This window comes from Kitasatospora sp. NPDC004272 (genome assembly GCF_053603035.1).
This window is the reverse complement of sequence record NZ_JBSGET010000131.1, coordinates 1-24,767: the sequence shown is the minus strand read 5'-3', so window position 1 is coordinate 24,767 and position 24,767 is coordinate 1. Positions and strand designations below refer to the sequence as shown.

The following is a 24,767-nucleotide window of genomic DNA, read 5'->3' as shown; positions in this document are numbered from 1 at the left end:
CGCGGCGCCGGGGGCGGCCCGCCGTCGCGGGGGCGGCCGGCGGGATCTCCACCGGGCCGGGCTTCTCCTCCGCCACCGGCTCGGCGGCGGTCTCGACGACCTCGGCGTCGGCGAAGGCCTCGACCGGCTCCAGCTCCTCGACGACGTCGAGCGCGACCTCGGCCGCCTCGACGGCCTCCTCCACCTCCTCGGGCTCCACCGAGCCGATCGCCTCGGTGGTGCTCTCGACCGCGTCCGCCTCGGCGTTCCCGGCCCCGCCGCGGCCCCGGCGGCGGCGCTTGCCGCCGCCCTCGCCCGCACCGGCCGCCGCGGCGGCGTGCGAGCCGTGGCTGTGGTTGTGGCTGGGCTGGTCCATGTGGACGATCACGCCGCGGCCGTTGCAGTGCACGCAGGGCTCGGAGAAGGACTCCAGCAGGCCCTGGCCGACCCGCTTGCGGGTCATCTGGACCAGGCCCAGCGAGGTGACCTCGGCCACCTGGTGCTTGGTGCGGTCGCGGCCCAGGCACTCCAGCAGGCGGCGCAGCACCAGGTCCCGGTTGGACTCCAGCACCATGTCGATGAAGTCGATCACGATGATGCCGCCGAGGTCGCGCAGCCGCAGCTGGCGGACGATCTCCTCGGCCGCCTCGATGTTGTTGCGGGTGACGGTCTCTTCCAGGTTGCCGCCCTGGCCGACGAACTTGCCGGTGTTGACGTCGACGACGACCATCGCCTCGGTCCGGTCGATCACCAGCGAGCCGCCGGAGGGCAGCCAGACCTTGCGGTCCAGCGCCTTCATCAGCTGCTCGTCGATCCGGTAGGTGGCGAACACGTCGACGTCCGAGGTCCACTTCTGCAGGCGCTCGGTGAGGTCGGGGGCGACGTTGGAGACGTAGTCGTGGATGGTGCTCCAGGCGTCGGCGCCGCTGACGATGACCTTGGTGAAGTCCTCGTTGAAGATGTCGCGGACCACCCGGACGGTCATGTCGGGCTCGCCGTAGAGCAGCGCCGGGGCGTTGCCGGTGGCGGCCTTCTTCTGGATCTCCTCCCACTGCGTCTGCAGGCGCTGGACGTCGCGGGTGAGCTCCTCCTCGGAGGCGCCCTCGGCGGCGGTGCGCACGATCACGCCCGCGTCGTCCGGGACGATCTTCTTGAGGATCTGCTTGAGGCGGGCCCGCTCGTTCTCCGGCAGCTTGCGGGAGATGCCGGTCATCGAGCCCTCGGGCACGTACACCAGGTAGCGGCCGGGCAGCGAGATCTGGCTGGTCAGGCGGGCGCCCTTGTGGCCGATCGGGTCCTTGGAGACCTGCACCAGCACGGACTGGCCGGACTTCAGCACCGACTCGATCCGGCGCGGGCCGCCGTGGCCGCCGAGCGCGCCGAAGTTGACCTCGCCCGCGTACAGCACGGCGTTGCGGCCCTTGCCGATGTCGACGAACGCGGCCTCCATCGACGGCAGCACGTTCTGCACCTTGCCCAGGTACACGTTGCCGACGTACGAGGTGGCCTGCTCCTTGTTGACGTAGTGCTCGACCAGCACGCCGTCCTCAAGCACGCCGATCTGGGTGCGGGCGCCGTTCTGGCGGACCACCATGACCCGCTCGACGGACTCGCGGCGGGCCAGGAACTCGGCCTCGGTGATGATCGGGACCCGGCGGCGGCCCAGCTCGCGGCCCTCGCGGCGGCGCTGCTTCTTGGCCTCCAGGCGGGTGGAGCCCTTGATCGACTGCACCTCGTCCGGGTCGAACGCGGGCTCGGCGGAGCGGCGGCGCGGCTCGCGCACCTTCACCACGGTGCGCACGCCGTCCTCGGTGGTCTCGGGCTGCTCGGCGCCGCCCTCGCCGCTGCGGCGGCGACGGCGACGGCGGCGGCGCGAGGAGGACAGGCCGGCGGCCAGGTCGTCGTCCTGGTCGTCCTCGGCCTCGTCGTGGTCCTCGGCCTCCTCGTGGGACGCCTCCTCCTCGGCCTCGGCGGCCTCGGCCTCGGCCGTCTCGTGCGCGTCCTCGGCCTCACCGCGGCGGCGGCGACGGCCACCGCGACGACGGCGGCGGGACGGACGGTCGTCCTCCCACTCGGCGTCCTGCTCGGGGCCGGCGGCGGGCGCCTCGACCTCGGCGGGGGCCTCGACCGGGGCGGCGGCCTTGGCGGCGGCGGGCGCGGCGGCCTTGGCGGGCTGCGCGGCGGCCTTCGCGGGCTTGGCCGGCTGCTGGACGCGCACCGCGGTGCGGACCCGGCGGCGGCGGCCGACGCCGCTGTACTCGAACTCCTCCTCGGCGGCCGTCTGCTCGGGCTCGGCCACGACGGCCGGGGCCGGCTCGGCGGCCTTGGCAGGCTGCGCGGCGGGCGCGGCGGCCTTGGCGGGCTGCGCGGCGTAGGGCGCGGGTTCCTGGAACACCGGCGCCTGGAAGATCGCGGTGGACGGGCGGACGGCCCGGCGGCGGGCGCGCGGCGGCTCGGCCTCGACGACCGGCTCGGGCTCCGCGACGGCCTCGACGACCGGCTCGGGCTCGGCCTCCGGCTCCTCCTCGACGGCCTCGACGGCCTCGGCGGCGGGCTCCTCGGCCGCGGCGGGCGACTGCACGGGGGCGGAGGCACGCTTGCGGGTCCGGCGGGCCCGAACGGGCTTCTCCTCGGCCACCGGCTCGGCCTCGACGGCGGCCGGCTCGGCCTCCGCGACGGCCTCGACGCGCTCGGCGGCGGGCTCGACGCCCTCGGCGGGCTCCTCGGCCGCGGCGGGCGACTGCACGGGGGCGGAGGCACGCTTGCGGGTCCGGCGGGCCTGGACCGGCTTCTCCTCGGCCACCGGCTCGCTCTCGACGGCGGCGGCCGGCTCGGTCTCGGCCGCCGGGGCGGCGGGCTGCTCGGCCGCGGCGGGCGCCTCCGGCGCACCGGCCGGTGCCTCGACGCGCTTGCGGGTGCGCCGGGCGCGGACCGGCTTCTCGGCGGCGGGCTCGGCCTCGGTGGCCGGAGCCGCAGGCTCCTCGGCGGCGGGCGCGGGAGCGACCACCGTCTCGGCACCCTCGCCGGCGGCGCCCTGCGGCGAACCGGCCGGGCGGGACACCGCCCGGCGGCGGCGCCGCGGCGGGGCCGCGGAGACGCCCTCGGCGGGGCCGTTGTCGTTGTTGTCGGCCGCAGCGGGCTGCGGTTCGGTGTTTTCGAGCATGCGGGTGTGTCTCCCGTCAGGCCCCCGGGCTCCGCGTCCTGGCACGACGCTCCACCGCGTTCACCAGCCGGAGGCCGCTTCGGGCGGTCCGGCTCCCACGGTGCCGTCGTGCGGACGCGAGGCCGCACAGGGGCTCGTAGTCTCGCTCGCCCCCCGCGGGGCGCGGGGAGGCGAAAAGTCTTCTGGTCTGACCAGTCTTCTCAGTTTTCAAGGGCCTGGCCGAGGGGGTGGCCGGGCCTGCGCGCGACGACGCTCGCTCCCCTGGGGAGCCGCGGGGGCCGGGAAGCAGCAGGCCCGGAGTTCTCTCCGTGCCTGCGCTCCCGCCCGCTCGGCGGACGGCGGTTGCGCGCGGCGGGGCGGCCTACCGGCCGACCTCGGCCGCGGCGCGGTCGAGCGCCAGCGGGTCGGTCACCGTGCCGGTCTGCTCGTCGAGCGGCCCCTGCGCCAGCCTGGTCACCTCTGCGGGGACCGGCGGCGCCAGGTCGGCCGTCGAACGGAGACCGGACAATACGTCGTCGGGTCGTACGGCGGGTGTGGCGTGTCGTACTACCAGGCGCAGTATCGCACAGGGAGCACCCGTACGAACATCGTCCGCACCGTCCGTGGCCGTGTTGTCACCGATCCCGACCAGGGCGGCGTCCGCCGGGGCGAGTCCGATGGCGGCGACGGCGGCGCGCGCGTCGAAGGTGCGCAGGCCGTTCTTGGTCATCCGCTGGACCTCGACCGCGTCGGCGGCCAGGAACGCGGCGGCGGCCTTCTCGGCCTCGGCGGGCTCCACGCCGGACAGGCGCAGCAGCCACTCGGAGGCTTCCAGCCGCTCCACGAAGTTGCTCGTGGCGACCTCGACGGCCTCGGTGACGTCCAGGCCGGGGGGCAGCGACTCGTCCAACAGGCGGCGCAGCGCCTCGGGGTCGCGGCGCTCGGCGAGGCCGATCTCCAGGTACTCGGCCTCGCTGGCGGTGCCGGTCGGGGCGGCGTTGGCGTAGGAGACCTTGGGGTGCGGGGTGAAGCCCGCGGAGTAGGCCATCGGGACGGCCGAGCGGCGGAGCGCGCGCTCGAACGCCCGCTGGAAGTCCCGGTGGCTGGTGAAGCGCAGACGGCCGCGCTTGGTGTAGCGGAGACGGATGCGCTGCACCGTCGGCGCGGGCGGCGGACCGTCGGGCGTGCGGCGTGCCAGGGGGCTCAGTCCTTCGTCAGTTGTCCCCGTCCGGCCTCGCACCGCGTGCGGCTCCGGCCGGACCTTGTCCTCACCAAGGGTACGCGGTGCGTCAGCCGAACAGCACCCGGCGGACCTCCCGGGCCACCCGGCGGATCTCCGCCTTGACGGGCCACCAGACGCTCCGGCGCACCCAGCGGCACGGGGCCACCACGGTGAAGCGCCAGATCCGGCCGCCGATCCGCCAGGACCAGCGGAACGCCAGCCACAGCGCGCGCAGCACCGGGAACAGCACCGGCCGCCACAACCCGTGGTGGAACGCCTTGCCGATCGGCACCAGCACCCAGCGCCAGCAGGCCCGCAGCGGCACCGCGACCAGGTAGTACCCGAGCCAGGCGATCACCTTGCCGAAGCCGCGGGCGACGGCGACCGTCCCGTTCCAGGCCGGTTCCAGGACGTAGTTCCAGAGGAACCCGAGCACCGGCTCCAGCACGTACCGCCACAGCAGCCGCAGCGGTTCGACCACCAGCCACCTCAGCAGCGGCCGCAACAGGTACCGCCACAGCAGCCGCAGCGGCCACAGCAGCACCTTGTCGACCACCCAGCCGACGCCGCGGCCGATCAGCACCACCAGCTCCCACAGCAGCCGCAGCGGCACCACGACCGCCACCACCACCGGCCGCACCACCGCGACCAGGCACCCCCCGCCCTGCTGCGGCTGCCCCTGCTGCTGAACCATCGTCACTCCCCGTAGGCCGTTCGGGCGATGGTAATACCCAGGCAAAGGGCCCCCGCCACGAGGTCGTGGCGGGGGCCCTGCGGGGTGAGGCCGCGTCAGCCGTTGACGACCGTCAGCGGGAGCAGCTTCTTGCCGGTCGGCCCGACCTGGATGTGGGTGTCCATCTGCGGGCAGACGCCGCAGTCGAAGCACGGGGTCCAGCGGCAGTCCTCGACCTCGACCTCCTCCAGCGCGTCCTGCCAGTCCTCCCAGAGCCAGTCCTTGTCGAGGCCGCTGTCCAGGTGGTCCCAGGGCAGCACCTCCTCGTAGGAGCGCTCGCGGGTGGTGTACCAGTCGACGTCGACGCCGGTGCCGGCCAGGCCCTTCTCGGCGGAGGCGATCCAGCGGTCGTACGAGAAGTGCTCGCGCCAGCCGTCGAAGCGGCCGCCGTCCTCGTAGACGGCCCGGATGACGGCGCCGATCCGGCGGTCGCCGCGGGAGAGCAGGCCCTCGATGATGCCGGGCTTGCCGTCGTGGTAGCGGAAGCCGATGTTCTTGCCGAACTTGCGGTCGCCGCGGATCGAGTCGCGCAGCTTGGTGAGCCGCTCGTCGGTGGCCTCGGCGGAGAGCTGCGGGGCCCACTGGAAGGGGGTGTGCGGCTTGGGGACGAAGCCGCCGATCGAGACCGTGCAGCGGACGTCGTTGCTGCCGGTGACCTCGCGGCCCTTGGCGATCACGTTCTTCGCCATGGTGCCGATCTGGAGGACGTCCTCGTCGGTCTCGGTGGGCAGGCCGCACATGAAGTACAGCTTCACCTGGCGCCAGCCGTTGCCGTACGCGGCGGCCACCGTGTTGATCAGGTCCTCTTCGGAGACCATCTTGTTGATGACCTTGCGGATCCGCTCGGAGCCGCCCTCGGGGGCGAAGGTGAGTCCGGAGCGGCGGCCGTTGCGGGACAGCTCGTTGGCCAGGTCGATGTTGAAGGCGTCGACCCGGGTGGAGGGCAGCGAGAGGCCGACCTTGTCCTCGGCGTAGCGGTCGGCCAGGCCCTTGGTGATGTCGGCGATCTCGGAGTGGTCGGCGGAGGAGAGCGAGAGCAGGCCGACCTCCTCGAAGCCGGTGGCCTTCAGGCCCTTCTCCACCATCTCGCCGATGCCGGTGATGCTTCGCTCCCGCACGGGGCGCGTGATCATGCCGGCCTGGCAGAAGCGGCAGCCGCGGGTGCAGCCGCGGAAGATCTCCACCGACATCCGCTCGTGCACGGTCTCGGCGAGCGGGACCAGCGGCTGCTTCGGGTAGGGCCACTCGTCGAGGTCCATCACGGTGTGCTTGGAGACCCGCCACGGCACGCCGGGGCGGTTCGGGACGACGCGCCCGATCCGGCCGTCGGCCAGGTACTCGACGTCGTAGAACCGCGGGATGTACACCCCGCCGGTCCTGGCCAGCCGCAGCAGCAGCTCGTCGCGGCCGCCGGGGCGGCCCTCGGCCTTCCAGGCCCGGACGATGTCGGTGATGTCGAGGACGGCCTGCTCGCCGTCGCCGATCACGGCGGCGTCGATGAAGTCGGCGATCGGCTCGGGGTTGAACGCGGCGTGGCCGCCCGCCAGGACGACCGGGTCGTCCATGGTGCGGTCGGCGGCGTTCAGCGGGATGCCGGCCAGGTCGAGCGCGGTCAGCATGTTGGTGTAGCCGAGCTCGGTGGAGAACGACAGGCCGAACACGTCGAACGCCTTGATCGGCCGGTGCGCGTCGACGGTGAACTGCGGGACGCCGTGCTCGCGCATCAGCGCTTCCAGGTCCGGCCAGACGCTGTAGCTGCGCTCGGCGAGGACGCCCTCGCGCTCGTTCAGCACCTCGTAGAGGATCATGGTGCCCTGGTTGGGCAGGCCGACCTCGTAGGCGTCCGGGTACATCAGCGCCCAGCGCACGTCGCAGGAGTCCCAGTCCTTGACGGTCGAGTTGAGCTCGCCACCGACGTACTGGATCGGCTTCTGGACGTGCGGGAGGAGGGCCTCCAGGCGTGGGAAGACCGATTCGACAGTCATGTACGAGGACCTTTGCGGCAGAAAAAGCAGTGACCCTTCAGGGTAGCCGAGCCCCGAGGGTCACCGTTTCCACACCGTCGACCGGCGCTAGATCCCTATCGGCCGCTGGGAGCGCACCGACTGCAGCAGTCCGATCGCGATCCAGACCGCGAACATCGAGGAGCCGCCGTAGGAGACGAACGGCAGCGGGATGCCCGCGACCGGCATGATGCCGAGGTTCATGCCGATGTTCTCGAACGCCTGGAAGGCGAACCAGGTGACCGCGCCGGCCGCCAGGATCGTCCCGTACAGGTCGGTGGCCTGGCGCGCTATCCGGCAGGCGCGCCACAGGATGACGCCGAGCAGGCCGAGCATCAGCAGGCCGCCGGCGAAGCCGAGCTCCTCGCCGGCCACGCTGAACACGAAGTCGGTCTGCTGCTCGGGGACGAACTGCCCTATGGTCTGGGTGCCGTGGAACAGGCCCATGCCGGTCAGGCCGCCGGAGCCGATCGCGATCCGGGCCTGCGCGGTGTTGTAGCCGACGCCGGCCGGGTCGAGGGCCGGGTTGGCGAAGGCCGCGAAGCGGTCGATCTGGTACTGGCTGAGGATGCCGAGCTTCCAGATCGCCAGCGCCCCGGCGGTGCCGCCGGCCAGCAGGCCGATCACCCAGCGGTTGGCGGCGCCGGAGGCCATCAGCACGCCGAGCATGGTGACCACCATGACCATCACCGAGCCGAGGTCCGGCATCAGCATGACCACGGCCATCGGGAAGCCGGCCACCGCGAGCGACTGCAGCACGCTGCGGGTGGGCGGGAACTCCCGCTCGCCCGCGTCGACCCGGGAGGACAGCACCACGGCCATCCCCAGCACGATCGCCAGTTTGGCGAACTCGGCGGGCTGGATGGAGAAGCCGCCGCCGAACTGGATCCAGGAGTGCGCGCCGTTGATGGTCGAGCCGAGCGGGCTGAGCACCGCGAACAGCAGCAGGATCACGGCCAGGTAGATGAACGGCACCGCGGTGCGCAGCCGGCGGGTGCCGAGCAGGATCACCGCCGCGCACAGGCCGAGGCCGATCATCAGGTTGGTCAGGTGCCGGTACAGGAAGTACTGCGGGTCGCCGTGGGTCAGCGAGTCCCGGCCGCGGGTGGCGGACCAGACCAGCAGCGAGCCGACCAGGGAGAGCGCCAGCGCCGCCAGGATCATGATCCAGTCGAGCCGCCGCAGCGGGGAGTCCTTGGCCAGCGCCCGGCCCAGCGAGGAGCGCCGGGGCGACAGCCGGAAGTTGCGGTAGGAGTCGTACGGGGTCATGCCCGGCCCCTTCCGTACCCGCCGCCGCGGGTGGGTTCGACGGCGGCCAGCAGCACGCTCGCCACCTGGTCGGCCTGGGCCGGCGGGGCCGGGTCCAGGAAGGTCGCGCCGGGCTCGTAGCTGAAGGCGGTGGGGACGATCGCGGTGCCGTCCGGGTTGAACTTGGGTAGTTCGGCCTGCGGCTTGGGCAGCAGCGCCTTGGAGTTGTCGATGTTGCCCTTGTCGTCGACGCCGTACAGCGCCTGGTAGATCCGGCGCACCGAGTCGCCGGAGCCGCCGGAGCCGGTGCCGCCCTGGCTGATCGTCATGACCACCGCGTAGTCGCCGCTGTAGGTGGTCAGCCAGGAGGTGGTCTGCTTGCCGGCGACCTCGGCGGTGCCGGTCTTGGCGTGCAGCTCGATCTTGCCCTGCGGCCAGCCGGAGCCGGTGAACTTCCAGGCGGCGGTGCCGGAGGTGATGACGCCGGCGGTGGCCTGGTCGATGTACTCCAGCAGTTTGCCCTGGGCCGGGATCTTGCCGTCCTCGTGCGGGGCGATGTCGCGCACCAGGGTGCCGTCGGGGCTGACCACGGCCTTGCCGATGGTGGGCCGGTAGAGCGTGCCGCCGTTGGCGAGCGCCGAGTAGATCCGGGCCATCTGCAGCGGGGTGACCAGGGTGTCGCCCTGGCCGATGGCGAAGTTGACCATGTCACCGGCGCGCATCTGGTTGCCGTCGGCGCAGTTCTCGCGGGCGATCTCGTCGGCGTACTCGTGGCCGCCCTTGGCCGCCTGCTCGCACCAGGAGTTCTTCATCGCGTCGTAGTACGACTGCTTCCACTGCCGGTCGGGGACCCGGCCGGCCACCTCGCCGGGCAGGTCGACGCCGGTCTTGGCGCCGAGGCCGAACTCGTGGGCGGTCTTGAAGAACCAGTCCTGGGCGTCCTTCTTGGGCTTGAGGCCGCCGTCCTTCATCCACTGGTCGTAGGCCAGGCCGTAGAACACGGTGTCGCAGGAGACTTCGAGCGCCTTCTCCAGCGAGATGTCGCCGAACTGCTCGCTCTCGAAGTTCTTGAACTCGCGGCCGCCGATGGTCAGCGACTTCGGGCACGGGTAGTGCCCGTTGAGGTCGTAGCCGGCCTGCACGGCGGCGGTGGTGGAGATCACCTTGAAGGTGGAGCCGGGGGCGGACTGACCCTGTATGGCCCGGTTGATCAGCGGGTAGTTGGAGTCCTTGCTGTTCAGCGCCTCGTAGTCCTTGGCGGAGATGCCGCCGACCCACAGGTTGGGGTCGTAGGTGGGGGCGCTGGCCATCGCCACGATCCGGCCGGTGTGCACGTCCATCACGACGGCCGCGCCGGAGTCGGCGATGTAGTTCCGGCTGGTCTCCTTGTCGTAGACCTTGCGGGCCTCGGCCATGGCCTGGGCCAGCTGGTCCTCGACCACCTTCTGCACCCGGGCGTCGATCGAGGTGACCAGGTTGTTGCCGGACTGCGCGGGGGTGTTGCCGGCGCTGCCGATCACCCGGCCGAGGTTGTCGACCTCCAGCCGGTCGACGCCGGTGGTGCCGCGCAGGTCGTCGTCGTACACCGACTCCAGGCCGGCCCGGCCGATCTGGTCGGAGGGCAGCCGGCGCTCCCGGCCGGCCTTGTCGGCGCTCTTGGTGACCTCGTCGTCGGTGACCGGCGAGAGGTAGCCGAGGATCTGGGCCGCGCTGGCGCCCTCCGCGTTGGTGTAGCGGCGCAGCGCGGTGGGCTGGGCAGTGACGCCGGGGAAGTCCTCGCGGCGTTCCATTATCTGCATCGCCTGCTGGGTGGTGGCCTGCTGGGTGACCGGGATCGGCTGGTACGGGGAGCCGTTCCAGCAGGGCTGCGGCGTCTTGGCGTCGCACAGCCGGACCTTGTTCTTGACGTCGTCGGCCGGGACGCCCAGGACGTCGGCGAGCCGGGTCAGCACGGCCTTGCCGTGGTCCTTCTGCTGCAGCAGCGCGGTCCGGGAGACCGACACCACCAGCTTGGTCTCGTTGCCGGCCAGGATCCGCCCGGAGGCGTCCAGGATCTCGCCGCGGACGGCGGGCTCCACCACCTCGCGGATGTGGTTGCCCTGGGCCTTCTCGGTGAACTCCTTGCCGTTGCGGATCTGCAGGTACCACAGCCGGCCGCCGAGGGTGGCCAGCAGCGACAGGACCAGCACCTGGAGGACGACCAGCCGGATCGTCACCCGGCGGGTCCGGCCGGTCTCGGGGATGTTGCTCACGTGCGCGGACTCCGTCCCGGTTCAGGGGCGCTTGGCGAGGCCGAGCGCGCGCTTCTTCTTGTAGGGGGTGGCGGAGGGCTCGCGGGTGGTGCGGTAGCGGGCCAGCGCTCCGAGGCCAGAGCCGCCGTCCGCGCCGCGCTCCGTCTCGTTGACCACCCGGTCGCCGTCGAAGCGGCGGGCCAGCAGCATCACCAGCGGCACCGTGAACGGGGCCAGCAGCACGTCGTACAGCAGGGCGCTGAACACCAGGCCGGTCAGGCCGACGTGCCGGGCCGCGGTGTCGCCGACCAGGGCGCCGACCGTGGCGTACAGCAGGGTGGAGACCACCGCGGCGACCGCCACCACGCCCAGCGCGGACAGCGCCGAGCGCTGCCGGCCGCCCTCCGGCTTCAGCAGTCCGGCGCCGTAGCCGACGAGGCACAGCACCAGCGCGTACCGGCCGACCGCGTGGTCGGAGGGCGGGGCGAGGTCGGCCAGCAGGCCGGCGCAGAAGCCGACGGCGCAGCCGCCGGTGGGGCCGTACACCAGGCCCAGGCCGACCACCACCAGCATCAGCAGGTCCGGGGTGGCGCCGGGCAGTTGGAGCCGGCCGAGGATGCTGACCTGGATCACCAGGGCCAGCACCAGCAGCACGGCGGACAGCAGGATCCGGTTCACACGCGGCATCAGTTCCCCCCGGTGGTCGGCGGTACGGCGGCGATCGGCGCCTGCGGGTTCCCGTCGGCGCCGGCGGAGGCGGTGGGCACCGGCGGCAGCACCGCGTCCCGCGGGTCGGTGCGCGGCGGGACCACCACCACGCCGACCAGGTCGAGCCGGGTGAACTGCACGTACGGCTCGACCAGGATGGTCTTGGTGAGCTGGCCGGGGGTGGCCTGCACCTCCTTGACGGTGCCGACCGGCACGCCGGGCACGAACGGGCGGCCGCTCTGCGAGCCGAAGGAGACCAGCCGGTCGCCGGCCTTCACCTGGGCCCGGCCGTTCAGCAGCTCGACCTTCATCGGCGAGGCGCCCTGGCCGGCGGCGAAGCCGATCTCGCCGCTGCCCTCCAGCCGGACGCCGGCGGTGAAGCCGGGGTCGGAGGCGAGCAGCACGGTGGCGGTGGTGGGCGCGACGGTGGTGATCCGGCCGACCAGGCCCTGGCCGTCGACCACGGTCATGTCCCGGGTCAGGCCGTCGTCGCTGCCGGCGTCGATGGTGATGGTCCAGGAGAAGCCCTGGGCGGCGCCGATCGCGATCACCTGGGCGGCCTTGACGGTGTAGCCGCCGGCCCCGGCGGTGCGCAGCATGCCGTCGAGCTGCTTGCTGCGCCCGGCCGCGGCGTCCGAGGAGGCGAGCTTCTGGCGCAGTTCGGTGTTCTCCCGGGTGATCTGGTCGAGCCGCTGCTGGTGGGTGCCCGCGTCGCGGATCGCCCGGATGTAGCCGGCCACCGGGTCGACCGCGGAGGCCGCGGCGTCCTCCACCGGGCCGAGCGCGGCGGCGGTGGCCCGGCGGGCACCGCCGAGCGGCGAGTCGTCACCGCCCTTGATGTCCACGGTGATCAGTGCGAAGGCCCCCAGGACCAGCAGGACCAGCAGTAGTCGACTCTGTCGGGTGTCCCTCACGGTGACGCCGCCGCCCCTTCGTGCTGAATGCTCATCAGCTCAGCTCGGTGTGTATTCGAATTGCCTTGCTCAACGACGCGGCTGGGCGTCCAGTACCTGCTGCAGCGCCTCGAACTCCTCGACGCACTTGCCCGCCCCCAGCGCCACCGAGTCCAGCGGGTTCTCCGCGATGTGCACCGGCATGCCGGTCTCCCGGCGCAGCCGCTCGTCCAGGCCGCGCAGCAGGGCGCCGCCGCCGGTGAGCACGATGCCGCGGTCCATCACGTCGCCCGCGAGCTCCGGCGGGCACTGGTCCAGGGTGGTCTTGACCGAGTCGATGATCGAGTTGACCGGCTCGTCGATGGCCTCGCGGACCTCGGCGGCCGAGATCACCACGGTCTTCGGCAGCCCGGAGACCAAGTCGCGGCCGCGGATCTCGGCGTGCTCGTCCTTCTCGCCCTCCAGGCCGAAGGCGGAGCCGATCGACATCTTGATCTGCTCGGCGGAGCGCTCGCCCAGCAGCAGGCTGTACTCCTTCTTGATGTGCTGGACGATCGCGCTGTCCAGCTCGTCGCCGGCCACCCGCAGGGACTGGGCGGTGACGATCCCGCCGAGCGAGATCACCGCGACCTCGGTGGTGCCGCCGCCGATGTCGACCACCATGTTGCCGGTGGGCTCGTGCACGGGCAGGCCGGAGCCGATCGCCGCGGCCATCGGCTCCTCGATGATGTGCACCTGGCGGGCGCCGGCCTGGATGCTGGCCTCCACCACGGCGCGGCGCTCGACGCCGGTGATGCCGGAGGGGACGCAGACCACGACCCGCGGGCGGACCAGGTAGCGGCGGCGGTGGATCTTCATGATGAAGTACCGCAGCATCCGCTCGGTGATCTCGAAGTCGGCGATCACGCCGTCCTTGAGCGGGCGGATCGCGACGATGTTGCCGGGGGTGCGGCCGATCATCTTCTTCGCCTCGGCCCCGACCGCGAGGATCCCGCCGGTGTTGGTGTTGACCGCCACCACCGACGGCTCGTTCAGCACGATGCCCTTGCCCCGGACGTACACCAGCGTGTTCGCGGTGCCTAGGTCGATCGCCAGGTCCCGGCCGAGAAACGACAGGTTGTTCGCCATGGGATGTCGAGTGCCTTCCCGAGTTCGGATCAAGGGCGGGGAGCGGGCCGGCCGTACGGGCCCGCGGCAGGGCTGACGGCGGCTGAGCAGCCGCTCCGTGCCCGTGAGTTGGGTCCATCGTAGTCACGCCGGTCAGCGCGGGCGGCGGGTACGGCGTGCCGCCCATTCTCCGGGGGCGAATCGCCTTCTCCTGGCATTGGGACGCCGTGTCGGAGTGTAGGGTTCCGTGATTTGACGATTAACGCCCAGAGGGAGCAACCCGGCCTGCCATCCGGCCGCTGAGCTGCTGCTTCCCCGTGAACGGCGCCCCATGCCCGGATGGGGACAGGGGCACCGAACCGCTACCGGATCCTCACGCGTGGGCCGGGAAGAAGATCTTGATCTCGCGCTCGGCCGACTCCGGGGAGTCCGAGGCGTGGATCAGGTTCTCCCGGGTGATGGTCGCGTAGTCGCCGCGGATGGTGCCCGCGCCGGCCGCCAGCGGGTCGGTCGCGCCGGCCAGCGCGCGGATGCCGGGGACGACGTTCTCGCCCTCGACGATCAGCGCGATCGACGGGCCGGAGGTCATGAAGCCCAGCAGCGGCTCGTAGAAGTCGCGGCCGACGTGCTCGGCGTAGTGCTGTTCGAGGGTGGCGCGGTCGAAGGTGCGAAGCTCCATCGCAGCGAACCGCCAACCGGCCTTGCGCTCGATCCGGCTGATGATCTCGCCGGCCAGGCCGCGCTGCACGGCGTCGGGCTTGAGCAGGACGAGAGTGCGCTGGGACACGGTACGGCTCCTGAGGTGTTCGGTCGTGCCTGACTGTGGCACCGACACTACCCCGGCCCGTTGACCAGGCCGGTCACGGGCCGGGCGGACGGCGGTCAGACGGCGGCCGGCTCCGCGGCGGCGGCCCGCTGCGCCTTGAGCTCGTCGATCCTGCGGCCGTAGTGCACCGAGCACCACCACAGCCCGCCGAAGACGAGGCCGAAGACGTACATGGTCGGCAGCACCAGCCCGCTGGCCAGCACCGCCACCTGCAGCGCCCAGCCGACCTGCACCGCGCCCGGGCGGGTGATCGCGCCGCAGAGCAGCACGCACAGCACGATCGCCGCCGCGCTGACCGCCCAGATGGTGCCGGTGCCGACGTCGGTGAGCTTCATCGCGACCAGGCCGGCGAACATGATCAGCAGCGCCTCGCCGATCAGCGTGGAGGAGCACAGGGTGCGCATCTGCGGTTACTTCCTTCCGAACAGCAGGCGCGCCTCGCCCACCGTGATGACGGAGCCGGTGACCAGGACGCCGGCGCCGCCGAGGTCCTCCTCCTCGGCCAGGGTGACGGCGGCGTCGATCGCGTCGTCCAGCCGCGGCTCGACCTGCACCCGGTCCTCGCCGAAGACCTCCACGGCGATCGCGGCCAGCCGGTCGACCGGCATCGCGCGGTGGGTGGAGTTCTGGGTGACCACGACCTCGGCGAGGATCGGCTCGAAGACCTCCAGCAGGCCGGTGACGTCCTTGTCGCCGCTGGTGGCGATCACGCCGACCAGCTTGGTGAAGCCGAAGGCCTCGCCGATCGCGGCGGCGGCGGCCTGCGCGCCGTGCGGGTTGTGCGCGGCGTCCAGGATGACGGTGGGGCTGCGCCGGACCACCTCCAGCCGGCCCGGGGAGGAGACGCCGAACAGCGCCTGCCGGACCTTCTCCTCGTCCAGGTGCTCGGCGCCGCCCTGGCCGATGCCGAAGAACGCCTCGACGGCGGCCAGCGCGAGGGCGGCGTTCTGCGCCTGGTGGTCGCCGTGCAGCGGGATGAAGAGGTCCTGGTACTCGTGGCCGCCGAGGCCGCGCAGGGTGACCAGCTGGCCGCCGATCGCGACCTCGCGGCGCAGCACGCCGAACTCCATGCCCTCGCGGGCCACCGTGGCGTCCACCTCGACGGCGCGGCGCAGGATCTGCTCGGCGGCGTCCAGCTGCTGCTGGGCGACCACGGCGAGCGCGCCGGGCTTGATGATCCCGGACTTCTCGACCGCGATCTTCCCGGTGGTGTCGCCGAGCTTGTCGGTGTGGTCCAGGCCGATCGGGGTGATCACCGCGACCTGGGCGTCGATCACGTTGGTGGCGTCCCAGGTGCCGCCCATGCCGACCTCGACCACCGCGACGTCCACCGGGGCGTCCGCGAAGGCCGCGTACGCCATGCCGGTGAGCACCTCGAAGAAGGACATCGCGATCGGCTGGGCGGCGTCCACCATTCGCACGTAGGGCTCGATGTCCCGGTAGGTCTCGACGAACCGCTCGGGGCTGATCGGCGCGCCGTCCAGGCTGATCCGCTCGGTGACCGACTCCACGTGCGGCGAGGTGTAGCGGCCGGTGCGCAGCTCGAAGGCGCCGAGCAGCTGCTCGATCATCCGGGCGGTGGAGGTCTTGCCGTTGGTGCCGGTGATGTGGATCGAGGGGTAGGAGCGCTGCGGCTGGCCGAGGATGTCCATCAGCGCCTCGATCCGGTCGCGCGAGGGCTCCAGCTTGTTCTCCGGCCAGCGGGTGGCCAGCTCGGCCTCGACGGCGCGCAGTTCGGGGTCGGTGCCGCCGGAGTCGGCGGGACGGACGGTGTAGGGGTTGGGCTCGGCCTTGTCGCTCACCCCGCCAGTCTAAGGACTCCGTGCGCCCGGCCCGGCGGGGCGCCCCGGGGCGCAGGCCCTCTTGACACCGGAATTGGTCTACTCCACCGTGTGAGTCGCTCCCACCGCTCCCCGCTCGAAGCTCCCCGCACCGCACCCCCATCGACACTCCCCCACATGGAGATGGCATGCGTGCACTACAGCCCCAACCACAGCCCCGCCGGCGCACCGGACGGGCCCTGCTCGCCGGCCTGGTGGCGGCCTCCACCGGCATGGTCGGCCTGCTGATGGCCGGCACCGGCACGGCCACCGCCGACGTCGCGCCCAGCGTGAACGTGATCGCCAACGGCGACTTCGCGGCCGGCAACCACATCAGCCCGTGGACCTGCGGCCCGACCGTCACCGCGGTCAACAACGCCACCACCGGCTGGGACCTGCAGGGCTCCCCGGCCGGCACCGACTACGCCAACTGCAGCCAGAGCGTCACCGTGCTGCCGAACTCGACGTACACCCTGAGCGCCGTGGTGCAGGGCGGCTACGTGTTCGCGGGCGTCACCGGCACCGGCGGCACCGACCCGTCCACCTGGAGCTCCAACTCCGGCTGGAACACCCTGACCTCGACCTTCACCACCGGCGCGTCCACCACCTCGGTGTCGGTGTGGTTCCACGGCTGGTACGGGCAGACCCCGTTCACCGTGGACAAGGTCTCGCTGGTCGGCCCGGGCACCGCGCCCAACAGCCCGTCGCCCTCGCCGTCACCGACGGTCATCGTCGACCCGACGCCGACGAACAGCACCTCGGCGTCCCCGACGCCCCCGCAGTCGAGCCCCCCGCCGTCCCCGACCGTCAGCCCGACCGCGCCGCCGCAGCGCAAGCACCTGCTGACCGGCTACTGGCAGGACTTCTACAACGGCGCCACCCCGCAGCGGATCAGTGACGTCCCGGCCGCGTACGACATCATCGCGGTGGCCTTCGCGGACGCCACCAGCACCCAGGGCGGGCTCAGCTTCACCCTGGACCCGACGCTGTCCTCCAAGCTCGGCGGCTACACCGAGGCCCAGTTCAAGGCCGACATCGCGGCCAAGCGGGCGGCCGGCAAGAAGGTGATCATCTCGGTCGGCGGGCAGAACGGCACCGTCTCGGTGGCCAACTCCACCGCGGCGGCCAACTTCGCCGACTCGGCCTACGGCCTGATCCAGCAGTACGGCTTCGACGGCATCGACATCGACCTGGAGAACGGCGTCAACTCCACCTACATGGCGCAGGCGCTGCACTCCCTGGCGGCCAAGGTCGGCTCCGGGTTCGTGCTGACCATGGCGCCGGAGACCATCGGCATGCAGTCCACCGGCGGCGAGTACTTCAAGCTGGCGCTGGCCACCAAGGACATCCTGACCATCGTCAACATGCAGTACTACAACAGCGGGGCGATGCTCGGCTGCGACGGCGGCGTGTACTCGCAGGGCACCGAGAACTTCCTCACCGGCCTGGCCTGCATCCAGCTCCAGGGCGGCCTGCGGCCCGACCAGGTCGGCCTCGGCGTCCCGGCGTCCACCAGCGCGGCGGGCGGCGGGTACATCAGCCCGGCGACCGTGAACAACGCGCTGGACTGCCTGGCCTCCGGCACCAACTGCGGTTCGTTCAAGCCGAGTCAGACCTGGCCGACGATCGGCGGCGCGATGACCTGGTCCACCAACTGGGACGCCACCGCGGGCAACCCGATCGCCAACACGATCGGCGCGCACCTGCACGCGATGCCGTGACCTGATCCGGCGCGCGCGTCCCGGGGCGGGAACCAGCCGCCCCGGGGCGCGCAGTGACGATCCGTCAGTACGTGCCGCGGGGCGTCGGCAGCCGGCCGGCGTGCCGGCGGCGCAGCTCGGCGGCGATCTCCTCGGCCTCGCCCTCCGGCAGCAGCGGCAGCATCATCGCCACCGCCTGCACCAGGCCGCCGAGCAGGTAGGTGGTGTCGGGCGTGCCGGCCACCAGGGCGCGGACCTCGGCCACGTCGCCCGCGGCGACGGCCTCCAGCAGCAGGGCGGCCCCGGCCGCCTCCTCGTCCACCGGCACCTGCGCGGTGTCGTGCGGGGCGCGCCGGGCGAGGCCGCGCAGCACCCGGTCGGCGACCTCGGGGGCGTACGCCTTGCGGACCGCCTCGGCGGCGATCCACACCAGCAGGGTGGCCACTTCGCGCTCGACGTGCTCGGCGAGCAGCCGGTCCAGCTCGGTGTCGAAGGCGACCTGGTTCCCGTGCCGGAATGCCAGCAGCAGCGTCGCTGCCCTGGCCTTGGCCGCCTCCACCTCTCCCCTCGGAAGTTCCTCCGAAAGTTCGTCGGCCAACTCCCCGGTCGCCATCATGCGCGCACCCTCCGTTCGTGCCCCGCCCGAATGGGAACTTCGCCCACCGTACACATCGGAAGTGCAAAGGTCGCTGAACGCGCGGGGATCGGCAACGCAATGCATTCCAATTGGCTCGGCACGCCAATTGCCGCGTAATGACGCCGAATAGGGGGTGCGCCACCGGTACCGCGACGCGCGGGCAAGGGAATTGACAAACCGCCGGGAACAACTCGGGAAAAGGCGGAGGGCCGCCGCCCCCCGGGGGGAGCGACGGCCCTTCCTGACGGGCGGTCAGCCCTGCGGCAGCGCCGCGAGTTGGGCGGTGATCCGCTCGATGTCGGCCTCGGCGGCCGCCAGTCGGGTGCGGATCTTGGCGACCACCTCGTCCGGTGCCTTGGCCAGGAACGCCTCGTTGCCGAGCTTGCCGTTGGCCTGCGCCTTCTCCTTCTCGGCCGCCGCCAAGTCCTTCTGCAGGCGCTTGCGTTCGGCCGGGACGTCGATGGTGCCGGACAGGTCGAGCTCGACCGTCGTGCCGGCCACCGGCAGCGAGGCGGTGGCGTGGAAGCCCTCCTCCGGCTGCGTCAGGCGCACCCGGGAGCGGATCGCCGCCTCGTGCGCCTCCAGCCGGTGGCCGGCCAGCGCCAGCCGGGCCGGGACCTTCTGGGCGTCCCGCAGGCCCTGGGCCTCGCGGAACCGGCGGATCTCGACGATCAGTTGCTGGAGCTGGGCGATCTCCGACTCGGCGTCGGCGTCCCGGTAGCCGGAGTCCTTCGGCCACTCGGCGACCACCACCGACTCGGCGCCGGTGAGCGCCGTCCAGAGCGCGTCGGTGACGAACGGGACGATCGGGTGCAGCAGGCGCAGCGTCACGTCGAGCACCTCGCCGAGGACCCGGCGGGCGTGGTCGGCCCGCACGCCGCCCTCGTTCAGCGTGGTCTTGGAGAGCTCGACGTACCAGTCGAAGACCTCGTCCCAGGCGAAGTGGAACAGCGCGTCCGAGAGCTTGGCGAACTGGTAGTCGTCGTACAGGGCGTCGGCCTCGGCGACGGTCGCGTTCAGCCGGGACAGGATCCAGCGGTCGGCGGCGGTCAGCTCCTCCGGCGCGGGCAGCGGGCCCTCGACGGTGGCGCCGTTCATCAAGGCGAAGCGGACGGCGTTCCAGATCTTGTTGCAGAAGTTGCGCGAGCCCTGGACCCAGCTCTCGCCGATCGGCACGTCCGCACCGGGGTTGGCGCCGCGGGCCAGCGTGAAGCGGACGGCGTCGGCGCCGTAGGCGTCCATCCAGTCCAGCGGGTCGACCACGTTGCCGAAGGACTTCGACATCTTCTTGCCGAACTCGTCGCGGACCAGGCCGGTCAGCGCGATGGTGTGGAACGGCGCCTGGCCGTCCATCGCGTACAGGCCGAACATCATCATCCGGGCGACCCAGAAGAAGATGATGTCGTGGCCGGTCAGCAGCACGTCGGTCGGGTAGAACTTCTCCAGGTCCGGGGTCTTCTCCGGCCAGCCGAGGGTGGAGAACGGCCACAGGCCGGAGGAGAACCAGGTGTCCAGGACGTCGGTGTCCTGGTGCCAGCCCTCGCCGGTGGGCGGCTGCTCGTCCGGTCCGACGCAGACGACCTCGCCGTCCGGGCCGTACCAGACCGGGATCCGGTGGCCCCACCAGAGCTGGCGCGAGATGCACCAGTCGTGCATGTTGTCGACCCAGTCGAAGTAGCGGCGCTCCAGCTCCTTCGGGTGGATCTGCACCCGGCCGTCGCGGACCGCGTCGCCCGCGGCCTTGGCCAGCGGCTTGACGTCGACCCACCACTGCAGCGACAGCCGCGGCTCGACCACGGTCTTGCAGCGCGAGCAGTGGCCGACCGCGTGGTCGTACGGGCGCTTCTCCGCGACGATCCGGCCCTGCTCGCGCAGCGCGCCGACCACGGCGGCGCGGGCGTCGTGCCGGTCCAGGCCGAGGAACGGGCCGTGCACCGTGATGGTGCCGCGCTCGTCCATCACCGTCAGGTTCGGCAGGTTGTGGCGCTGGCCGATGGCGAAGTCGTTCGGGTCGTGCGCCGGGGTCACCTTGACGGCGCCGGTGCCGAACTCGGGGTCGACGTGCTCGTCGGCGACGACCGGGATCTCCCGGTCGGTGAGCGGCAGCTTGACCGTCCGGCCGACCAGGTGCGCGTAGCGCTCGTCGGACGGGTGGACGGCGATCGCGGTGTCGCCCAGCAGGGTCTCGGCCCGGGTGGTGGCGACCACGATCGAGTCCGCGCCGTCGCCGTAGCGGATCGAGACCAGCTCGCCGGGGACGTCCTCGTGGTTGACCTCGATGTCGGACAGCGCGGTCAGGCAGCGCGGGCACCAGTTGATGATGCGCTCGGCGCGGTAGATCAGGCCGTCGTCGAAGAGCTTCTTGAAGATGGTCTGGACGGCCTGGGAGAGGCCCTCGTCCATGGTGAAGCGCTCGCGCGACCAGTCGACGCCGTCGCCGAGGCGGCGCATCTGGCCGAGGATCCGGCCGCCGTAGTTCTCCTTCCACTCCCAGACCTTGTCGACGAAGGCCTCCCGGCCCAGGTCGTGCCGGGACAGGCCGGCCTCGGCGAGCTGCTGCTCCACCTTGTTCTGGGTGGCGATGCCCGCGTGGTCCATGCCCGGGAGCCAGAGCGCCTCGAAGCCGAGCATCCGCTTGCGACGGGTCAGCGCGTCCATCAGCGTGTGCTGGAAGGCGTGGCCCAGGTGCAGCGCGCCGGTGACGTTCGGGGGCGGGATGACGATGGTGTACGCCGGCTTCTCGCTCTTCGCGTCGGCCGTGAAGTAACCGCGCTCGACCCAGCGCTCGTACAGCTCGCCCTCTACCTCGGCCGGGGCGTAGGTCGTCGGGAGGGTGGCTGCGTCGGCCCCGGGCTGCGAGCTCGTGGGGCGCTGGTTCGTCGTGTCGGTCACGACGCACAGTTTACGGAAGGCCGGACCGCGGTTACGAACCGATTGTGCGCGGACCACTCGGGCGCGCCGGGGGGGCCGTACGATAGCGTGCCGCATGGTAGACCATTCGACCGATGACACGGCCGCGCGACTCGTAAGCGGCGGGGGAGACTGACGACTGATGTACGGCCAGGGGCAGGGACCGCAGCAGTATCCGCAGGGGCAGCCGCAGCAGCCCTACGGCGCTCCGCCGCCGCCCCCGCAGCCGGGCTACGGCCAGCCGCAGCCCGGGTACGGCTACCCGCAGCAGCCGCCCGCCCCTCAGCCCGGCTACGGCCAGCAGCCCGGTTACGGCCAGCAGCCGCCCCAGCAGTACGGCGTGCCGCCGCAGCAGGGCTACGGCGGCTACCCGCCGCCGCCCCCGCCGGCCAAGGGCCGCGGCGGTCTGATCGCGGTGATCGTCATCGTGACGCTGGCCGTGATCGGCGGCGGCGCCTGGTGGGGCCTGAAGGGCGGCGGTGACAGCACCGACCCGGCCAAGGGCGCCGACACCAAGGCCAAGTTCAAGCTCGCGGCCCCGGAGAGCGTGGCGGGCTACACCAAGAAGTCCGCCCGCGACGGCAACGGCCTGACCGGTCTGGAGGGCGCCGGCACCTTCGAGTCCTCGATCAGCATCTCCTTCCAGAAGGGCGAGGGCGGCGTCGCCAGCCTGAGCGGCACCTGGGGCACCGTGGACGACCCGAACAAGGCCGCCAACGCCATGGTCGCCAAGGTCGAGCAGACCCTCGACGAGTCCAACGGCGAGGCGGACGGCGACGGCAAGGTCACCTGGAAGCAGAAGTTCAAGAGCTTCGACGCCAAGGACTCGAAGGACCCGGGCAGCCAACTGCGTTGCGCGGTGGTCAACATCACCGTCACCGTGAGCGGCAAGGAGACCTCGCAGGACCAGCCCGCCTGCGTCTTCGCCACCCACTCCACGCTGGGCAGCATCAGCGCGAGCGACGTCGACCCGACCGCCCAGCCGCTCTCGATCGACCAGATGGCCGCGCTGGCCCGCCAGATCCGGGACGCCTCCACCGTGGCCAAGTAGACCCCGCACTACCTTCTTCTTCACGTGTGAACGGAGCCCCAGCCGTGTCCGACAACCAGTTCGGCCCGCCGCAGTCCGGTTTCGGGCCGCCGCAGGCCCCCGGCGCCCCCATACCCCCGCAGGGCGCGCCCGGCGCCCCGCAGCAGCAGCCCGGGTACGGCTACCCGCAGCCCCAGCAGCCGCAGCAGTCCTGGGGCGGGGCGGCGCTCCCGCCCCAGGGCTACCCGGCCGGCGCCCCCGGGTACCCGGCCGGTTACCCGGCTCCGCCGCAGAAGTCCTCCCGCAAGGGCCTGTGGATCACGCTGTCGATCGTGTCCGCGGTGATCCTGGCCGGTGCCGGCGTGGTCGGCTACCTCGCCTACGACACCGTCTCCAAGACCGGCAAGTACAAGCTGGTCCTGCCCGCGAACTTCCAGGGCATGAGCAGCGAGGCCGGCGCGGACACCGCCCAGGGGCTGGCCGACAGCATCAAGAAGGACTCCGACCTGGTGATGGACGGCACCGTCGCGGCCCTCTACACCACGGACGACCAGAGCCGGCTGGTGGTCGCCGCCGGCGGCTACGGCAAGATCACCCGGCCCGAGGCCCAGGTCGACGCGCAGTTCAAGCAGATGGAGGAGGAGGGGGACACCGTCTCCCAGAAGAAGTCGGTGGACGCCGGGCCGCTCGGCGGCACGATGTCCTGCGCCGTCGTGAACAGCTCCGACACCGAGCTCAACGTCTGCGCCTGGGCCGACTACTCGACCCTGGTGATCGTCCTGGAGCAGGGCGACGACATCACCCTCGACAAGGTCGCCGCCGACTCCCGCGAGCTGCGTCAGACCTCCGAGATCCTCAAGTAGCCCCCCGCCGCGCCGCGGTCGAGGCGCGAGCGGCGCACAACGGGGAGGGGCCCCGCACCGGCGACGGTGCGGGGCCCCTCCCCGTTGCCCTCAGTGGCGGGCCGGGCGGCGCCTCAGGCGCTCTTCTCCCGGCGCTCGCGCTTGATCATGTCGCGCGGGACCAGGGTCGGGATCGCGTGCTTGGAGACGACGTCCCCGGTGACCACCACGCGGGCGACGTCCTGCCGGGACGGCACCTCGTACATCACGGACATCAGCACCTCCTCCATGATGGCCCGCAGACCGCGCGCGCCGGTGCCGCGCAGGATCGCCTGGTCGGCGATCGCCTCCAGCGCGTCCCGGGTGAACTCCAGCTCCACGCCGTCGAGTTCGAACAGCTTGCGGTACTGCTTCACGAGCGCGTTCTTCGGCTCGGTGAGGATCTGCAGCAGCGCCTCGCGGTCCAGGTTGTGCACGCTGGTGATGACGGGCAGGCGGCCGATGAACTCCGGGATCATCCCGAACTTCACCAGGTCCTCCGGCATCACCTGGCGGAAGTGGTCCGCCGAGTCGACCTCGCGCTTGGAGCGGATGGTCGCGCCGAAGCCGATGCCCTTGGCGCCGGCCCGGCCCTCGATGATCCGCTCCAGGCCCGCGAACGCGCCGCCCACGATGAACAGCACGTTGGTGGTGTCGATCTGGATGAACTCCTGGTGCGGGTGCTTGCGACCGCCCTGCGGCGGCACCGAGGCGGTGGTGCCCTCCAGGATCTTCAGCAGCGCCTGCTGCACGCCCTCGCCGGAGACGTCCCGGGTGATCGACGGGTTCTCGCTCTTGCGGGCGACCTTGTCGATCTCGTCGATGTAGATGATCCCGGTCTCGGCCTTCTTGACGTCGTAGTCCGCCGCCTGGATCAGCTTCAGCAGGATGTTCTCGACGTCCTCGCCGACGTAGCCGGCCTCGGTCAGCGCCGTGGCGTCCGCGATCGCGAACGGCACGTTCAGCATCCGGGCCAGGGTCTGCGCCAGCAGCGTCTTGCCGGAGCCGGTGGGGCCCAGCAGCAGGATGTTGGACTTGGCCAGCTCGATCGCGTCGTCCCGGCCGCTGCCGCTGCGCCCGGCCTCGCCGGCCTGGACGCGCTTGTAGTGGTTGTAGACCGCGACCGACAGCGCCTTCTTCGCGAGGTCCTGCCCGACCACGTACTGATCCAGGAACTCGTAGATCTCGCGGGGCTTCGGGAGCTCCTCGAAGCGCACCTCGGAGCTCTCGGCGAGCTCCTCCTCGATGATCTCGTTGCACAGGTCGATGCACTCGTCGCAGATGTACACGCCTGGCCCGGCGATCAGCTTCTTCACCTGCTTCTGCGACTTGCCGCAGAACGAGCACTTGAGCAGGTCGCCACCGTCTCCGATGCGTGCCACGAGGTGCTTCCCCTTCGCCAGGGGCCCCGCGGGGGTCGGGGCCTGGTGCTGTGAGACCGGCTGCGCCGTCGGCGGTCGGTCTGGTATCCGACGGTACTCTGCCGAGCCGCTGTTTCCGCCGACTTCGACCGCTCTGCCCTACGCCCTGGGCGAATTGATACCGAACAGATGCCGTCGCGGGCGCATGGACCCGACTGCCCATTGTGCGGGACGGGAGCCCGGACCGGAACGCCCCGGGGTGGTGCGTACGTCACGTACGCACCCATCGGATCTGGACACGGATGAACACCCGACACTACCGGAGCAAAATCGTAA

General features: G+C 71.8%; 18 protein-coding genes. 3 read left to right on the top strand and 15 right to left on the bottom strand.

Annotation, left to right across the window (positions count from 1 at the left end):
* The 12 genes from ACWEO5_RS30510 to folC all read right to left on the bottom strand — a co-directional run.
* On the bottom strand, positions 1 to 3,142 hold a 3,142-nt coding region (locus ACWEO5_RS30510; RefSeq protein ID WP_452165410.1), incomplete at its 3' end, for an Rne/Rng family ribonuclease.
* Positions 3,143 to 3,503: 361 nt separating this feature from the next.
* Positions 3,504 to 4,277 (bottom strand): TIGR03936 family radical SAM-associated protein, encoded by a 774-nt coding sequence (locus tag ACWEO5_RS30505; RefSeq protein ID WP_452165409.1) that lies wholly within the window; start codon positions 4,275 to 4,277, stop codon positions 3,504 to 3,506.
* Positions 4,278 to 4,410: 133 nt separating this feature from the next.
* Positions 4,411 to 5,037 carry a hypothetical protein gene (locus ACWEO5_RS30500; RefSeq protein ID WP_452165408.1) on the bottom strand — a complete coding sequence of 209 codons (627 nt, stop codon included), beginning with the start codon at positions 5,035 to 5,037 and terminating at the stop codon, positions 4,411 to 4,413.
* Positions 5,038 to 5,132: 95 nt separating this feature from the next.
* Entirely contained in the window at positions 5,133 to 7,061 is a 1,929-nt protein-coding gene (locus ACWEO5_RS30495; protein WP_452165407.1) for a TIGR03960 family B12-binding radical SAM protein, read from the bottom strand.
* An 87-nt stretch (positions 7,062 to 7,148) separates the two neighbouring features.
* A complete protein-coding gene (gene rodA / locus ACWEO5_RS30490; protein WP_344550055.1) occupies positions 7,149 to 8,348 on the bottom strand; it encodes a rod shape-determining protein RodA in 1,200 nt (399 codons plus the stop codon).
* On the bottom strand, positions 8,345 to 10,579 hold the full coding sequence (mrdA, locus tag ACWEO5_RS30485) for a penicillin-binding protein 2 (RefSeq protein ID WP_452165406.1): 2,235 nt from the start codon (positions 10,577 to 10,579) through the stop codon (positions 8,345 to 8,347). Before mrdA ends, rodA begins: the two co-directional genes overlap by 4 nt.
* Before the next feature lie 21 nt (positions 10,580 to 10,600).
* On the bottom strand, positions 10,601 to 11,245 hold the full coding sequence (gene mreD / locus ACWEO5_RS30480; protein ID WP_452165405.1) for a rod shape-determining protein MreD: 645 nt from the start codon (positions 11,243 to 11,245) through the stop codon (positions 10,601 to 10,603).
* Complete coding sequence (mreC, locus tag ACWEO5_RS30475; protein WP_452165404.1) at positions 11,245 to 12,180, bottom strand: rod shape-determining protein MreC; 936 nt, start codon at positions 12,178 to 12,180, stop codon at positions 11,245 to 11,247. The genes mreD and mreC overlap by 1 nt, the downstream gene beginning before the upstream one ends.
* 69 nt (positions 12,181 to 12,249) lie before the next feature.
* Positions 12,250 to 13,275, bottom strand: coding sequence for a rod shape-determining protein (locus tag ACWEO5_RS30470; protein ID WP_033217100.1), 1,026 nt, complete (start codon positions 13,273 to 13,275; stop codon positions 12,250 to 12,252).
* A gap of 364 nt (positions 13,276 to 13,639) precedes the next feature.
* Positions 13,640 to 14,053: a nucleoside-diphosphate kinase gene (gene ndk, locus ACWEO5_RS30465; protein ID WP_100836136.1), complete on the bottom strand. Its 414-nt coding sequence runs from the start codon at positions 14,051 to 14,053 to the stop codon at positions 13,640 to 13,642.
* Positions 14,054 to 14,148: 95 nt separating this feature from the next.
* Positions 14,149 to 14,496: a DUF4233 domain-containing protein gene (locus ACWEO5_RS30460; protein WP_452165403.1), complete on the bottom strand. Its 348-nt coding sequence runs from the start codon at positions 14,494 to 14,496 to the stop codon at positions 14,149 to 14,151.
* A gap of 6 nt (positions 14,497 to 14,502) precedes the next feature.
* Positions 14,503 to 15,894 carry a bifunctional tetrahydrofolate synthase/dihydrofolate synthase gene (gene folC / locus ACWEO5_RS30455; RefSeq protein WP_452165402.1) on the bottom strand — a complete coding sequence of 464 codons (1,392 nt, stop codon included), beginning with the start codon at positions 15,892 to 15,894 and terminating at the stop codon, positions 14,503 to 14,505.
* Positions 15,895 to 16,061: 167 nt separating this feature from the next.
* Here folC and ACWEO5_RS30450 point away from each other — a divergent pair, with 167 nt between their 5' ends.
* Positions 16,062 to 17,633 (top strand): chitinase, encoded by a 1,572-nt coding sequence (locus ACWEO5_RS30450; RefSeq protein WP_452165401.1) that lies wholly within the window; start codon positions 16,062 to 16,064, stop codon positions 17,631 to 17,633.
* A 64-nt stretch (positions 17,634 to 17,697) separates the two neighbouring features.
* Here the strand turns inward: ACWEO5_RS30450 and ACWEO5_RS30445 are convergent, their stop codons facing one another.
* Together ACWEO5_RS30445 and ACWEO5_RS30440 are read right to left on the bottom strand one after the other, a co-directional pair.
* Entirely contained in the window at positions 17,698 to 18,228 is a 531-nt protein-coding gene (locus ACWEO5_RS30445) for a hypothetical protein (protein WP_452165400.1), read from the bottom strand.
* A 273-nt stretch (positions 18,229 to 18,501) separates the two neighbouring features.
* Positions 18,502 to 21,141, bottom strand: a complete 2,640-nt coding sequence (locus ACWEO5_RS30440; protein ID WP_452165399.1) for a valine--tRNA ligase — start codon at positions 21,139 to 21,141, stop codon at positions 18,502 to 18,504.
* A 160-nt stretch (positions 21,142 to 21,301) separates the two neighbouring features.
* Between ACWEO5_RS30440 and ACWEO5_RS30435 the strand changes: the two genes are divergently transcribed.
* Both ACWEO5_RS30435 and ACWEO5_RS30430 read left to right on the top strand, forming a co-directional pair.
* Positions 21,302 to 22,210, top strand: coding sequence for a hypothetical protein (locus ACWEO5_RS30435; protein ID WP_452165398.1), 909 nt, complete (start codon positions 21,302 to 21,304; stop codon positions 22,208 to 22,210).
* Positions 22,211 to 22,254: 44 nt separating this feature from the next.
* Positions 22,255 to 23,052, top strand: coding sequence for a hypothetical protein (locus ACWEO5_RS30430; RefSeq protein ID WP_452165397.1), 798 nt, complete (start codon positions 22,255 to 22,257; stop codon positions 23,050 to 23,052).
* A gap of 113 nt (positions 23,053 to 23,165) precedes the next feature.
* On the opposite strand, the gene clpX is transcribed toward ACWEO5_RS30430, so the two are convergent.
* The gene (gene clpX, locus ACWEO5_RS30425; RefSeq protein WP_014135752.1) at positions 23,166 to 24,452 is read right to left on the bottom strand and encodes an ATP-dependent Clp protease ATP-binding subunit ClpX; all 1,287 of its coding nucleotides are present in this window, start codon (positions 24,450 to 24,452) and stop codon (positions 23,166 to 23,168) included.
* Positions 24,453 to 24,767: the final 315 nt, after the last annotated feature.

Bases quoted from the DNA above. Each gene is read 5' to 3' on its own strand.
- ACWEO5_RS30500 (WP_452165408.1), bottom strand. From the start codon at position 5,037: ATGGTTCAGCAGCAGGGGCAGCCGCAGCAGGGCGGGGGGTGCCTGGTC.
- ACWEO5_RS30495 (WP_452165407.1), bottom strand. From the start codon at position 7,061: ATGACTGTCGAATCGGTCTTCCCACGCCTGGAGGCCCTCCTCCCGCAC.
- rodA (WP_344550055.1), bottom strand. From the start codon at position 8,348: ATGACCCCGTACGACTCCTACCGCAACTTCCGGCTGTCGCCCCGGCGC.
- mreD (WP_452165405.1), bottom strand. From the start codon at position 11,245: ATGCCGCGTGTGAACCGGATCCTGCTGTCCGCCGTGCTGCTGGTGCTG.
- ACWEO5_RS30460 (WP_452165403.1), bottom strand. From the start codon at position 14,496: ATGCGCACCCTGTGCTCCTCCACGCTGATCGGCGAGGCGCTGCTGATC.
- ACWEO5_RS30450 (WP_452165401.1), top strand. From the start codon at position 16,062: ATGCGTGCACTACAGCCCCAACCACAGCCCCGCCGGCGCACCGGACGG.
- ACWEO5_RS30445 (WP_452165400.1), bottom strand. From the start codon at position 18,228: ATGATGGCGACCGGGGAGTTGGCCGACGAACTTTCGGAGGAACTTCCG.
- ACWEO5_RS30435 (WP_452165398.1), top strand. From the start codon at position 21,302: ATGTACGGCCAGGGGCAGGGACCGCAGCAGTATCCGCAGGGGCAGCCG.